At 40.5% G+C, this 14,009-nt stretch carries 11 protein-coding genes and 1 riboswitch; all 11 genes read left to right on the forward strand.

Features of this window, described 5'->3' with window-relative positions; translation table 11 throughout:
- Positions 1-39: 39 nt before the first annotated feature.
- The 11 genes from MKY88_RS02735 (at position 40) to MKY88_RS02785 (ending at position 13,886) form a co-directional block, all read left to right on the forward strand.
- Entirely contained in the window at positions 40-429 is a 390-nt protein-coding gene (locus MKY88_RS02735; RefSeq protein ID WP_340812964.1) for a MerR family transcriptional regulator, read from the forward strand.
- On the forward strand, positions 422-1,924 hold the full coding sequence (locus MKY88_RS02740; RefSeq protein WP_340812965.1) for a class I adenylate-forming enzyme family protein: 1,503 nt from the start codon (positions 422-424) through the stop codon (positions 1,922-1,924). Before MKY88_RS02735 ends, MKY88_RS02740 begins: the two co-directional genes overlap by 8 nt.
- 1 nt (position 1,925) lies before the next feature.
- Positions 1,926-3,593 carry an acyl-CoA dehydrogenase family protein gene (locus tag MKY88_RS02745; RefSeq protein ID WP_328204748.1) on the forward strand — a complete coding sequence of 556 codons (1,668 nt, stop codon included), beginning with the start codon at positions 1,926-1,928 and terminating at the stop codon, positions 3,591-3,593.
- A 59-nt stretch (positions 3,594-3,652) separates the two neighbouring features.
- A riboswitch (cobalamin riboswitch) is annotated at positions 3,653-3,835 on the forward strand.
- Positions 3,836-3,978: 143 nt separating this feature from the next.
- Positions 3,979-4,950 carry an ABC transporter substrate-binding protein gene (locus MKY88_RS02750; protein WP_328204747.1) on the forward strand — a complete coding sequence of 324 codons (972 nt, stop codon included), beginning with the start codon at positions 3,979-3,981 and terminating at the stop codon, positions 4,948-4,950.
- A complete protein-coding gene (locus MKY88_RS02755; RefSeq protein ID WP_193830871.1) occupies positions 4,947-5,948 on the forward strand; it encodes a FecCD family ABC transporter permease in 1,002 nt (333 codons plus the stop codon). Before MKY88_RS02750 ends, MKY88_RS02755 begins: the two co-directional genes overlap by 4 nt.
- The gene (locus tag MKY88_RS02760; protein ID WP_340812966.1) at positions 5,945-7,405 is read left to right on the forward strand and encodes an adenosylcobinamide amidohydrolase; all 1,461 of its coding nucleotides are present in this window, start codon (positions 5,945-5,947) and stop codon (positions 7,403-7,405) included. The genes MKY88_RS02755 and MKY88_RS02760 overlap by 4 nt, the downstream gene beginning before the upstream one ends.
- 12 nt (positions 7,406-7,417) lie before the next feature.
- The gene (locus MKY88_RS02765; protein WP_193830873.1) at positions 7,418-7,981 is read left to right on the forward strand and encodes a cob(I)yrinic acid a,c-diamide adenosyltransferase; all 564 of its coding nucleotides are present in this window, start codon (positions 7,418-7,420) and stop codon (positions 7,979-7,981) included.
- A gap of 235 nt (positions 7,982-8,216) precedes the next feature.
- Positions 8,217-10,436, forward strand: coding sequence for a heterodisulfide reductase-related iron-sulfur binding cluster (locus tag MKY88_RS02770; RefSeq protein ID WP_340812967.1), 2,220 nt, complete (start codon positions 8,217-8,219; stop codon positions 10,434-10,436).
- A 197-nt stretch (positions 10,437-10,633) separates the two neighbouring features.
- The gene (locus MKY88_RS02775; RefSeq protein ID WP_340812968.1) at positions 10,634-11,839 is read left to right on the forward strand and encodes an acetyl-CoA C-acetyltransferase; all 1,206 of its coding nucleotides are present in this window, start codon (positions 10,634-10,636) and stop codon (positions 11,837-11,839) included.
- Positions 11,839-12,690, forward strand: coding sequence for a 3-hydroxybutyryl-CoA dehydrogenase (locus MKY88_RS02780; protein ID WP_340812969.1), 852 nt, complete (start codon positions 11,839-11,841; stop codon positions 12,688-12,690). The genes MKY88_RS02775 and MKY88_RS02780 overlap by 1 nt, the downstream gene beginning before the upstream one ends.
- 59 nt (positions 12,691-12,749) lie before the next feature.
- Positions 12,750-13,886: an acyl-CoA dehydrogenase gene (locus MKY88_RS02785; RefSeq protein ID WP_069479972.1), complete on the forward strand. Its 1,137-nt coding sequence runs from the start codon at positions 12,750-12,752 to the stop codon at positions 13,884-13,886.
- Positions 13,887-14,009 lie beyond the last annotated feature (123 nt).

Raw genomic sequence — 14,009 nt, forward strand, 5'->3', positions numbered from 1 at the left:
AATGGTATACTGTTGCCAATCAGGAAGGGGGAGACGATCATGAAGACGATTCAAGAGGTGGCTAAGGAGTTCGAAGTGTCCACACGCACAATTCGCTATTATGAGGAGCTTGGGCTTCTTTGTCCTCAACGTTCATCTACGAATCAACGAACCTTTTCGAAAAAAGAGTTAGCGAAGCTCAAGCTTATTTTCAGAGGGAAGCGTTACGGCTTTTCCCTGGAGGAAATCAAGGAAATGGTGTTACTTTTTGATTTTGACCGCTCTGGAATTCAGCAATTGGAGCGAACCGTTGAATACGGAGAGCAAAAGATTCAAGAGATTGATAGTAAAATAGCTGAGCTTACGCAAATGAGAAATGAATTACAACAAATGCACGGCATGTTTAATGAAAAATTAACGACTTTAAGGGGAGAGATGCACGATGAATAGTTCCAATTTATTAGCACGTAATGCCCGTAAGTATCCAACAAAGGAAGCCGTGATTTGTCATGGTAGGAGGGTGACCTATCATGATTTAGATGAGCAAGTGACCCGTTTTAGTCATGCCTTATTAGAACAGGGTGTAAGGCAGGGAGATAAAGTTCTGATTTTTATGCCTAACGTTGTAGAGTTTGTCGTGAGCTATTTTGCTCTTCAGCGAATGGGTGCTATTGTTGTACCGGTCAATGCTAAGTTTACATTACAAGAAGTAGAGTATGTGGCACAGCATGCTGAGGCAAAAGCGATTATTGCTCATGAAGCCATTTTTGCGGCAGTCCAGCATATTGCCGTAATACCGTTAAAAATTAAAACAGGACAACAATTAGCAGGCTGGCTTCATTATGAAACATTGATTCAAAGTGCCAGTGCCCAACCGATTGAATGTCAGTTAAACGAGGATGATGCTTCGACTATTCTGTACACATCAGGTACGACTGGGAAACCAAAGGGCGTATTGTTTAGCTATCGTAATATTTTAACAGTTGCGCAAATGATTGCAGTTGAAATGGAGGTCAAGCCTGAAAGCCGTATATTGCTAATGATGCCATTAACTCATTCGGCTCCATTGCATTTATTTTTAATGGCAGGTGTATTTGTAGGCTCTACAAATGTGTTAACGCCAACTTTTACACCAGACTTATTAATTGATTCCGTTGAACAGGAAAAAACGACGCATTTCTTTGGCGCACCTGTTGCTTATTTATTAACAGCTCAGATGCCAAGATTGCAATCTGCTGATTTGTCCTCCATGAAATGGTGGGTATATGGAGGTGCACCTTTATCCGAAAACGAAGTTCGTTTTATTCAACAGGCATTCCGCACAACTAATTTAACATGCGTATATGGATTAACAGAGGCGGGACCAAGTGGATCATTGCTATTTGGCAAGGAGCATGAAGGAAAGGCTGGGAGTATTGGACAGCGAGCACCTTTAGGTACAGAGATACGTATTGTTAACGACAGTGGCGAAGATGTACCAGCAGGAGAAGTAGGGGAAATCGTTTTATTTGGTGAGGGTAATATGCTTGGCTACTACAGAGATGAAGCGGCAACCAATGCGGCCTTTATAGACGGTTGGTTAAAAACAGGAGATCTAGCTCGTAAGGATGAAGACGGTTTTATTTGGATTGTTGATCGAAAAAAAGATGTGATTATTTCGGGTGGAGTCAATATTTATCCGAAAGAAATTGAAGATTGCCTTTTAAGCTTTGAGGGGATATTTGAAGCGGCAGTGGTTGGTGTTCCACATCCACAATGGGGAGAGACAGTGAAGGCTGTTTATTCCGCTAAACAGGATATTAATGAAGAGGCTCTAAAAGATCATTTAGAGGGGCAGCTTGCTAAGTATAAAATACCGCGTATTTTTGAAAAAGTGGAAGCGCTACCAAGGAATGCTTCGGGCAAAATTTTAAAACAATCTTTGAAAGGACAAGAGGTGAGATAGCATGAAAGTTTTACAACAGGAAATAGCAGGCACAAGCAATTTCTTTACAGATGATGATACGCTTCAAAAAGTGTTGGAAATGATGCTGGATAAAGAATTTTTATCTTATGCGCATCGGGAATTGATGGACTTTGGTGAGCTATGTGCGGGTGCTATAGACGTGAGAGCGAAACATACTGATCGACAAGGAGAGCCTCGCCTTCAAAGGTATAATGCCTATGGCGAAGAGGTTTCAGAGGTATGGGTCAATGACGGCTACAAAAAAACAATCGAGGAGACATATAATACGGGGATTGTTGGCTATGTACATAAAGATATTCCCCAACTAGGTCACAAAGGGAATTATGTCTATAGTTTTGCACAAGGTTATTTACTGTCACATGCGGAGCCCGGTTTTTATTGCCCTGTGACGTTAACGATGGCCACTGCCTATTTATTAGACCATTATGCAGAGGAAGAAGTTAAGCAGCGCTTCTTACCGCATGTTTGTGCAACAGGCGATATGGAGCTATATGAGGGAGCCACTTTTTTAACAGAGCGACAAGGAGGCTCGGATGTTGGTGCGAATGTAGTAGAAGCAAAACTTGTGGGGAATGAATACCGCCTCTATGGTGAAAAGTATTTTGCCTCCAATGCAGGGATGTGTGGGGTTGCAATGGTATTGGCACGAATAGAGGGTGCACAAGCAGGCTCTAAAGGATTAACTCTATTTGCAGTTCCTTGGCGTAATGAAGATGGATCGGCTAACCATCTTCGTATTCGACGACTAAAGGATAAATTAGGTGTGAAAGCCGTTCCATCTGCTGAGGTTGAGTTTGATGGAGCACTTGCTTATGTAGTTGGTGATCAAAATAAAGGGATTTATTATATGCTGGAGGCGCTTAATTTATCAAGAATTTGTAATGCTGTGGCATCCATTGGTATTATGCGCCGTGGCTTCTTAGAGGCGAAGCACTATGTGTCAAATCGATATGCCTTTGGTAAACCTTTAACACAGTATCCTATGATCCAGGATACATTGGGTAAATATGCCGCTAAGCTGCACGTAGAAGTAGCCACGATTTTTGATCTTATTCAATTATACGATAAAGTGACAAGTGGTCAGGGAACAGAACAAGACATCATCATGAACCGTTTATATATTGCCATTATGAAAAAGGAAACGGCAGAGCAGGCGGTCCATTATGCAAGTGAAGCAATTGAGCTACATGGCGGGAATGGCTATATTGAGGACTTTGTAACACCACGCTTACTGAGAGATGCGCAAGTGTTGACGGTATGGGAGGGTACGGCTAATATACTAGCTTTGGAGCTTATTCGCTTAGTGGATAAATACAGGGCACATGAATTGTTTGTTCAAGAGATGAGCGAGCGATTAGAAGTATTAACAGACCATTCATTAGTGAAAATCGTTCAAGAGCAATTAACTAAACTATCGGCAACCTTACAAGTTTTTAGTGCGCTCGATGAAGCAACAAAAACGTTTGAAGCAAAGGATATTGCCAAAAAAATGGCTCAATTATATGAAAGTATCATAGCAGTTGAGTGGGCACAAAAATTTGGTGGGAAATATGAAAAACTAGCAGATGTTTATTTAGAGCAGACTTGGTCATTACGAACAATTGGTGCTCCGATGAAAACCGTACAGTATTTTGCTGAAATTGTCTAACAACCTTTGGAGTCGCCTTGATATAGAGGCGACTTTTTTTAATTTCATGTATAATAAAATCAACTGAATATTATAAAGGTTCTTTACTTATGTAAAGTGAAAAGGGAAATCGGTGTAACTCCGATGCGGTCCCGCCACTGTAAGTGTGAGTTTTTTCAAATGATGCCACTGAAGCTTTCGGGAAGGCTTGAAAAAATGTAATGAGCACAAGCCAGGAGACCTGCCTTTATAGCATAGACATGACAGCCTACGAGGATAGGATGGTGGATTTTGTATCAGTTTTTTGGTGCGATTTTGACCCCTCATCATTCGAAGATGAGGGGTCTTATTTTGATGAAGAATACTTCTAATACAGGAGCGCACAAATCAACGAAGGAGGATTCACATGAAGAAATTTTGGAAAATAGGGGTATCGGCATTTTTAACGATAGGGTTGCTAGCAGCTTGTGGACAAGAGGCAAAAAAAGACAATTCCACAACTACAGAGGAGCAAACACAACAAGAAACATCTAAGGCGGAAGAAGCAACATTCCCTATGACTATAACGGATGCTATTGGGAAGGATATTACACTAGAGGCTCCTCCTGAGAAAATAGTGTCACTTATTCCAAGTAATACAGAAATATTGTTTGGCCTAGGTTTAAAGGATGAAATAGTAGGGGTTACAGACAACGACGATTATCCACCAGAGGTAGCTGAAAAGGATAAGGTTGGTGGCATGGAGTACAATATTGAACAAATTATTGCCTTAAAGCCAGATATCGTTTTTGCACATGAATCTAGCATGTCTCTTTCGGAATCAGCCATAGCACAGCTTGAATCGGCGGGCGTGAAAGTATTTGTTGTAAAAAATGCCCAAGATTTTAATGAAACCTATACAACGATTGAACAGCTTGGGCGTGCCACAGGGAAATTACCAGAAGCTGAAAAAATCATTGCTGACATGAAAGCGAAAGTGGAAGAGGTACAGGCGAAAGTGAAAGACGTTGAACCTAAGAACGTTTTTGTAGAAGCCTCTGATGAACCTAATATTTATACAGCTGGACAAGGCACATTTATGAACGCAATGCTGGAGATGATCCATGCAAAAAATGTAGCAGCAGACGGTGATAATTGGTATGAAATTGGTGCAGAACAAATTATCACAAAAAATCCAGATGTCATCGTGGTGACATATAGTTATGTACCTGATATTTTAACAAAAATACCGAAGCGTGCTGGTTTCGATACAATAAATGCAGTGAAAAATAATGCTATTGTGCAAGTAGATGAAAGCATAACAAGCCGTCAGGGACCACGTTTAGCGGATGGCCTTGAGGAATTAGCAAAAGCTATCTACCCTGAGGTATTTAAGTGAAAAAAGTAGCAACAGCCTATGTATTAACATGTACGCTTCTTATCATTAGCATCTGGTGTGGCGTCGCTATAGGCTCTGTTCATATTCCGATAGAAGTGCTGTGGAATCAGTCAGTTGATGAAACAGCTGCCAATATCTTTTGGAAAATTCGCCTTCCCCGTGTGCTTTTAGCGGGGCTAGTAGGAGCTTCTCTCGCCATTGCGGGAGCGGCTTTCCAAGGCTTGCTCAAAAATCCATTAGCAGATCCATATACATTAGGTATTTCATCTGGTGCTTCTGTCGGCGCAGTCATGACAATCTTTTTTAGTATTTCTATACCTGTTGTAGGCTTGTATGCCTTACCTACCTTTAGCATGATAGGCGCGATCATTACAATGGTGATAGTGATGAGCTTTGCTAGAGTAGTGGACCGTTCTTTAAAGATGGAAACACTGATTTTAACAGGTGTTATCTTTAGTTCATTTTTAGGGTCGTTAATCTCGTTAATGATTGCTTTATCGGGAGAGGAACTGCGCCAAGTAATCGGCTGGCTACTCGGTTCTGTTTCTATGCGTGGCTGGCCGTATGTTCAAATGATTATCCCATTTGTCATTGGTGGTTCCCTTATGCTGTGGACTCAGAGACGTGAGCTTAATGTTTTGTTATATGGGGAAGAAAGAGCGAAGCATTTAGGTGTCAATGTAAAGCGAAGTAAGTATTTGATTTTAGTAGGTGGCTCCATGCTAACTGGAGCAGCAGTTGCTGTTTCAGGCACAATTGGCTTTGTAGGGTTAGTTGTACCACATATGACAAGAATGATTTGGGGTTCTGATCACCGTCATTTACTTCCTTTATCATTTTTTAATGGGGCAACATTACTTATTATTTGTGATTTAGTTGCAAGAACCATCATCTTGCCAAGGGAACTGCCCATTGGTGTCATTACTGCATTTATTGGAGCGCCTGTTTTTTCCTATATTTTTTATAAGCAACGAAGAGGCAAGGGGGTACGGGCGTGATTGTTGTTGAACATCTATCAGGTGGTTATGAAGACGTACCGATCGTCAAGGATATAAGCTTTACAGTTGAAAAAGGAAAGATTCTTGGCATTTTAGGGCCAAATGGTAGTGGGAAATCCACATTATTAAAGGTAATGAGTGGTATTCTACCAGCAATTGAGGGCACTATTTCTATTGATGGACAAAGCATTCTTTCCTACAATGCCCGTGCTTTAGCAAAAAAAATGGCTGTTTTACCACAGCTCCATGCGAACGCTTTCTCAAACAGTGTAAGAGAGGCTATTTCGCTTGGACGTTATCCACATCAAACAGGCTTTTTTTCAAGTTGGTCTGAGCAAGATGAACAAGCAGTTCAACATGCAATGCTGCAAACAGGCATAAAACGTTATGAGCATACACCGATGGAATTCTTATCGGGTGGTGAACAGCAAAGAGTTTTTGTTGCACAGGCTCTTGCTCAAACTGCGGAAATTTTACTGCTAGATGAGCCGACAAATCATTTAGACATTGCCCATCAGCGGCAAATTTTAGATATGGTGCGGAAGGAAGCTGTGGAGTGTGGTTTAACGGTAGTGATGGTATTACATGATATGAATTTAGCCTCTCTCTATTGTGATGAATTATTGCTCATGGAAAGTGGACAAATGAGAGCTTTCGGGGCACCACATGAAGTATTAATTGCTTCTCAGATCGAAGAAATTTATCAAGCACGAGTAGCTACTTATGCTCATCCAGAAATTCCTAAACCACAAATTACGATGATGCCTGCAGCAAGCGACTATCAACAGCGAGCTGTAATAAAAAAAGAACATTTTATAATAACGGAACACTTTATTCAGCTCCAGTCAGAGATTCCTTTAAAAACGGTATCCTCTGCTGTCCATAACCCTGGAATTGGATGGCATAATTGCTTGTTAAACCGCTCTGTTCCTAGTGATTATGTGATTAGTGATGTAAAGAGAGAAGTTAATGAATTTTTGCAAAGAGGCCATTTTTCTCCTACGAATACAGTTGTCATGCTGACAGCAGTGCCAACAGCTCTTGTGGCGATCAATGAATTGGCTGCACCATTTGGCAGTGTGATAGTAGCTGTTACTGCTGGTGTAGGGAATGCAGTAGATGTATCCCGTGTGCATGAAAGGCAGGGTAAACCATATATTGGTACTATTAATACATGGGTAATTATTAACGGCTGTTTATCGGAGGAAGCATTTTTTCAGGCCATGATGACAGCAACAGAAGCGAAAACGAAGGCTCTGCAATCAGAAAATATTCGTGATGAGCGTAGTGGAACGATTGCTACTGGTACTGCTACAGATAGTCTTTTAATTGCAGCAACTCAAAAAGGGGAAGAAATGTTATATGGTGGTCCCATTACGGAAGTTGGTAAAATGATTGCAAAGGGTGTTTTTGAAACTACGGTTCAGGCTATCAGAAATTACAAAAATCAATTTTAGGAGATGAGCGAAATGAAGCTGTACACAAAAACAGGGGATACGGGTAAAACAAGTCTTATAGGAGGACGCGTTGATAAAGATAGTTTACGTGTTGAAACGTATGGGGCTATTGACGAATTGAATTCTTTTATTGGTAAAGCTGTAAGTGAATTAGATCAAGCGCTATTCAAGGATATTTTAACGGATTTAGAAACTATTCAACATGAACTGTTCGATGCCGGTGGTGATCTAGCAAACGTGATGAAAGAACGACATTATAAGCTTACTGAACAACCAATTGAGGTGCTAGAGGATCGTATTGATGCACTATCAGATGAAGCACCACCATTACAACGTTTTATTTTGCCAGGAGGGGCACCAGCAGCTGCAACTTTACACATTGCGCGTACAGTTGCTCGGCGAGCAGAGCGTGAAATGGTGACGCTTATGAAAGAAGTTGAAGATGTGCCAAAAGTTGTACAAAAATATTTAAATCGATTATCAGATTATTTATTTGCAGCTGCACGTGTAGTAAATGCTCGATTACATGTTGCGGATGTTGAATATATTCGCAGTGGTAATGTTTTTAAAAAATAAAATTTAGTTTTCTACAAAAAGTAAAAAATGCTACTTTGAAAAAATTCAGGGTGGCTTTTTTTCTTGTAAAATGTAAGAATATAAAATTATCAGAAATATTTCCGTTTTATGTTGACTGAATGCTCACTCATTTATTAGAATAGGAATATAATATCGAAGTGATGAACATTTCCGTATGAGCTAGCAAATTTATCACAAAGAGAGAAAAATTACGACAAACAAGGGGGGACCAACCATGAGTCCATTATTAATTGCTAACATTGTCTTAACAGTCGTGGTTGTACTTTATGCAGTAGGATTGTTCTTCTATCTGTTGAAAACACGCTATAAGTATGTGCAATTGGGGAAAAAGGTTGAGTTTGATGAAAGTGTAAAAGAACGTCTTCGCTATATTATGGTCAATGTATTTGGCCAAAATAAGCTATTAAAAGATCCAAAGAGTGGTTTAATCCATGTAATGTTTTTCTATGGATTTTTAATGGTACAGCTAGGGGCAATTGATTTAATTTGGAAAGGATTAGCACCAGGCTCACATTTACCGCTTGGTATTTTCTATGGTGTCTTTACATTCTTCCAAGAACTTGTGGTCTTAATGATTTTAGTAGCGGTTGTCTGGGCATTTTACCGCCGCTATGTTGAAAAGCTAGTACGTTTAAAACGTGGATGGAAAAACGGTCTTGTATTAATTTTCATTGGTGGCTTAATGGTATCGACGTTACTTGCTAATGGTATGGGATTAATTTGGCATGGAGAGGGATTAACCTATACGGAACCTGTAGCTTCTAGTATTGCTGCTATTTTTGGTTTCCTACCTGCGTCAGTAGCTGCTGGTGTGTTTTATGTCATGTGGTGGGCACATTTATTAATTCTTTTAACATTCCTTGTGTATGTACCACAATCTAAACATTTTCATTTAATTGTAAGTCCACTTAATGTTTACATGAATCGTTTAGACCGAACAGGAACTTTAACACCCATTGATTTTGAGGCATTAGAAAATGCTGAAAGTGAAGAAGATATGCCTTCTATTGGGGTGGGGCGCATACAGGACTTCACACAAAAACAAATGCTTGATCTCTATTCTTGTGTAGAATGTGGACGTTGTACAAACATGTGTCCAGCTACAGGGACAGGAAAAATGCTGTCTCCTATGGATTTAATCGTGAAATTACGAGATCATTTAACATTTACAGGAGCTGTTGTCACAAAGCAAAAGCCTTGGGTACCTTATCAATTCTTTGCCAGTACAAAGGGTAATCAGCTTGCGCTGGCAGCTGGTGCTGAAGGTGCAGTGATTGAAGATATCTACAGCCCTTCTTTAATTGGTGATGTGATTACAGAGGAAGAGATTTGGGCTTGTACGACTTGTCGTAACTGTGAAGATCAATGTCCAGTAATGAACGAGCATGTTGATAAAATTATTGATTTACGACGTTATTTAACAATGACAGAGGGGAAAGTAAATCCTGATGCGCAACGTGCGATGACGAATATCGAGAGACAAGGAAATCCTTGGGGATTAAACCGTAAAGAAAAAGAGAATTGGCGTGATTTAGACCCAACAATCCATATCCCAACAGTAAAAGAATTGAAAAAGTCTGGCGAGGAAATGGAATACCTTTTATGGGTTGGGTCAATGGGAGCATTTGATAACCGATCTCAAAAAATTGCATTAGCATTCTGTCGACTATTAAACGAAGCTGGTGTGAAGTTTGCAATTTTAGGAAATAAAGAGAAGAACTCTGGGGATACGCCACGTCGTTTAGGAAATGAGTTCTTATTCCAAGAGCTAGCTACGGCGAATATTGATGAGTTTGTTAAAAATGACGTGAAAAAAATTGTTACAATCGATCCTCATGCATACAATATCTTTAAAAATGAATATCAAGATTTTGGTTGGAAAGGCGAAGTATACCATCATACTGAATTATTAAATCAGTTAATTGAAGAGAATCGTCTAGCATTAAATTACGAGGTACATGAAACAATTGTTTTCCATGATTCATGTTATTTAGGTCGTTATAATGATGTCTATGATGCACCACGAGAAATCTTGCGTGGTATTCCAGGAGTGAAGTTAGTCGAAATGGAACGTAATCGAGAAACAGCAATGTGCTGTGGTGCCGGTGGCGGTCTCATGTGGATGGAAGAGCATGTCGGCAATCGCATTAACGTAGCTCGTACAGAACAGGCTTTAGCAACTAACGCATCAGTTATTTCATCTGGCTGTCCTTACTGCTTAACAATGCTGGAGGATGGTACAAAGGCTAAAGAAGTGGAAGATTCGATTGGCACATTCGATGTAGCAGAGTTATTGGAGCGTTCAGTATTTGGGGAAAAAGTAAAGGTTGTCGACAACTCTCCTGAGGAAGTAGAAGAAACTATGGAAGAAGTTGTGATGACCGTAGAAAATACAAATCAAAACGAGAATACTGAAATAAGCGCAGAAAAATGATTGCTATTGTAGAAATATTTTAGTTATCTGAAAAATATAAATTGCACAATAAAAAATTGTTTTGTAGAATAAGATTAAATGGAAATGGGAGTTGAAATGAAAACTCCCATTTTTCATCGATAGAAGTCGAGCGAGCGTTCAGTCAATAAAATGCTTCACTACTTCATCGAGAACGTAAAACAAAAGGGGTGTTTTACTTGAATAGAGCTGTAATTTTAGCAGGAGCAAGAACAGCATTTGGTAAATTTGGTGGTTCTTTATCGGCAGTACATGCAAGTGATTTAGGTGCCATTGCAATTAAGGGCGCATTAGAGAAAGCCAATATGGGACTTGATGAAGTCGATGAGGTAATTTTAGGCTCGGTTTTACAAGGGGGACAGGGACAAATTCCTTCTCGACAAGCAGCTATAAAGGCTAATTTGCCAATAGGGGTAAAAACAGAAACGATTAATAAAGTCTGTGCGTCGGGGATGCGTGCTGTGACATTAGCAGATCAACTGATTCGTTTAGGGGACGAAGAGGTGATTGTGGCTGGTGGAATGGAGTCTATGTCTAATGCACCATATTATTTGTTAAATGGTCGAACGGGCTTACGAATGGGTGATTCAACGATGGTTGATGGCATGCTTTATGACGGTCTAACATGTGCTTTCGATCCAGTGAGACCACATATGGGCAGCTATGGTAACTCGACAGCTAAAGAATTCTCGCTAAGTCGTGAGGAACAGGATGCTTGGTCAGTTCGTAGCCACGAACGTGCACTAACGGCTATGGATAAAGGATATTTTGCGGAAGAAATCGTTCCTGTTGAGATTCCTCAACGAAAAGGTGAACCACTTGTTGTGAATACGGATGAGGCGCCAAGAGCAGGCACTTCTTTAGAAATACTGGCAAAGCTTAAACCAGCCTTTGATAAGGACGGTACCATTACTGCAGGTAATGCACCTGGTGTAAATGACGGAGCATGTGCGCTCGTAATCATGAATGAGGAACGTGCAGCACGCGAAGGTAGAGAACCATTGGCAATAATTATAGGTCATGAAGAGCTAGCGATTGAGCCAGAAAATTTCCCTCAAACACCGGGACTAGTCATTAATAAACTACTGAAAAAGAAAAATAAATCATTAGCGGATATTGATTTGTTTGAAATCAATGAAGCCTTTGCAGCGGTAGCTTTAGTGAGTAAGCAGTTAGCTGATCTAGATGCAGAAAAGGTTAATGTTAATGGTGGCGCAGTTGCTTTAGGACATCCAATAGGAGCTTCTGGCGCACGAATTATTTTAACGCTTGCTCAGGAATTAAAGCGTCGAGGCGGTGGCGTCGGCATTGCAGCCATTTGTTCAGGTGGTGGGCAAGGCGATGCAATCATGATTGAAGTACCGAAAACAGGGGGACTGAACTGATGGGAATTCAAAAGGTAATGGTCATTGGTGCAGGGCAAATGGGCTCTGGCATTGCACAAGTTTGCGCACAAGCAGGCTTTGACGTGAAATTAAACGATATAAAACAAGAGTTTTACGAGCGTGGACTAGGTGTTATTACTAAAAATTTAGCACGCGATGTAGAAAAGGGTCGTAAAACAGAAGAAGAAAAGGCTGCAATTCTAGGTCGCATTACGATGTCGCTAGATTTACAGGATGCTAGTGATGTAGATATTATCATTGAGGTAGCTGTAGAAAATATGGAAGTGAAGCAATCCATTTTTAAACAGCTTGATCGTATTGCACAGGCACATGCTATTTTAGCTACGAATACATCTTCACTACCTATTACAGAAATTGCCGCTGTAACAAATCGACCAGAGCAAGTTATTGGCATGCACTTTATGAATCCTGTACCTGTCATGAAGCTTGTAGAAATTATCCGTGGTTTAGCTACAACTGATGAAGTGTACAAAGCGGTGGAAGAGATGACCGTCAAGTTAGCGAAAACGCCAGTTGAAGTGAATGACTTCCCAGGATTTATTTCAAACCGAATTTTACTTCCGATGATCAATGAAGCAATTTATGCTTTATATGAAGGGGTAGCGTCGAAAGAAGCGATTGACGATGTCATGAAGCTTGGTATGAACCATCCAATGGGACCGTTAACATTGGCGGATTTCATTGGTTTAGATACATGTCTCTCCATTATGGAGATTTTACATGAAGGTCTAGGAGATAGTAAATATCGACCTTGTCCACTGCTTCGCAAATATGTTGCAGCGGGTTGGCTAGGGAAGAAATCTGGAAGAGGCTTTTACATTTACGAATAATCCTATGGGGATGGGGTTATCGAAGTGCTACAGGACAACTTAGAGGGGTGACATAATAGATGCATTTGCAATTTACAGATGAGCAAATTATGATGCGCGATATGGTTCGTAATTTTGCTCAAGAAAAAATCCAACCATGGGTAGAACGAATGGAAGCGGGGGAGTTTCCACGTGAGCTGCTTCAGCAGATGGGTGAACTTGGTTTAATGGGTATCACAACACCTGAAGAGCTTGGAGGCTCTGGCATGGATTTTACATCGTATATTATTGCGATTCATGAATTATCAAAGGTAAGCGCTGTAATGGGAGTTATTTTATCGGTACATACCTCGGTTGGAACGAATCCAATCATTTACTTTGGGAATGAAGAACAAAAGAAACGTTATGTACCTAAACTTGCAGCCGGTGAATATTTAGGTGCCTTTTGTTTAACAGAACCAGGTGCCGGTTCAGATGCAGGCTCTCTTCAATCGAAGGCAGTCCGTGCTGGTGATGAATATGTCATTAATGGCTCCAAAGTATTTATTACTAATGGTGGGGAAGCGGATGTATATATTGTATTCGCATCAACGAATCCTGCTGAAAAAACAAGAGGCATTTCTGCCTTTATCGTGGAAAAAGGAACACCTGGTTTAATTATTGGAAAAGACGAGCATAAAATGGGCTTGCACGGCTCTCGTACTGTTCAGCTAACATTCGATAATTGCCGCATCCCAGCCGACAACCTTTTAGGGAAAGAGGGAGAAGGCTTTAAAATAGCGATGGCTAATTTAGATGTGGGACGCATTGGTATTGCTGCACAGTCTTTAGGAATAGCTGAAGCGGCACTTGAGGCAGCTACTGCTTATGCTAAAGAACGGGTTCAATTTGGCAAACCGATTGTTGCCCAACAAGGCGTTAGCTTTAAACTTGCCGACATGGCAACAGCTGTTGAATCATCGAAACTACTAGTCTACCGTGCTGCAGATTTACGTGCGAAAGGTTTACCGTGTGGCGCTGAGGCTTCAATGGCGAAAATTTTTGCATCACGAACAGCAGTCCAAACAGCAATAGAGGCTGTTCAAGTATTTGGTGGTTATGGTTATACAGAGGATTACCCAGTGGAGCGATATTTCCGCGATGCCAAGGTAACTGAAATATATGAAGGAACAAGTGAAATACAAAGACTAGTCATTAGTAAACATTTACTGAAATAAAACCTGGTGTAAGCTGATGGTTGTAGCTTATAGAAATGAATCAAACTGCTCCAAAGATGGGAATCGTTCAATATAGTAAGAAAATCACTTAATAAAACGCTAAATCCAACTTAACATTACACA

It is taken from the genome of Lysinibacillus sp. FSL R7-0073 (assembly GCF_038009065.1).
In the GTDB taxonomy this organism is placed as follows: domain Bacteria; phylum Bacillota; class Bacilli; order Bacillales_A; family Planococcaceae; genus Lysinibacillus; species Lysinibacillus fusiformis.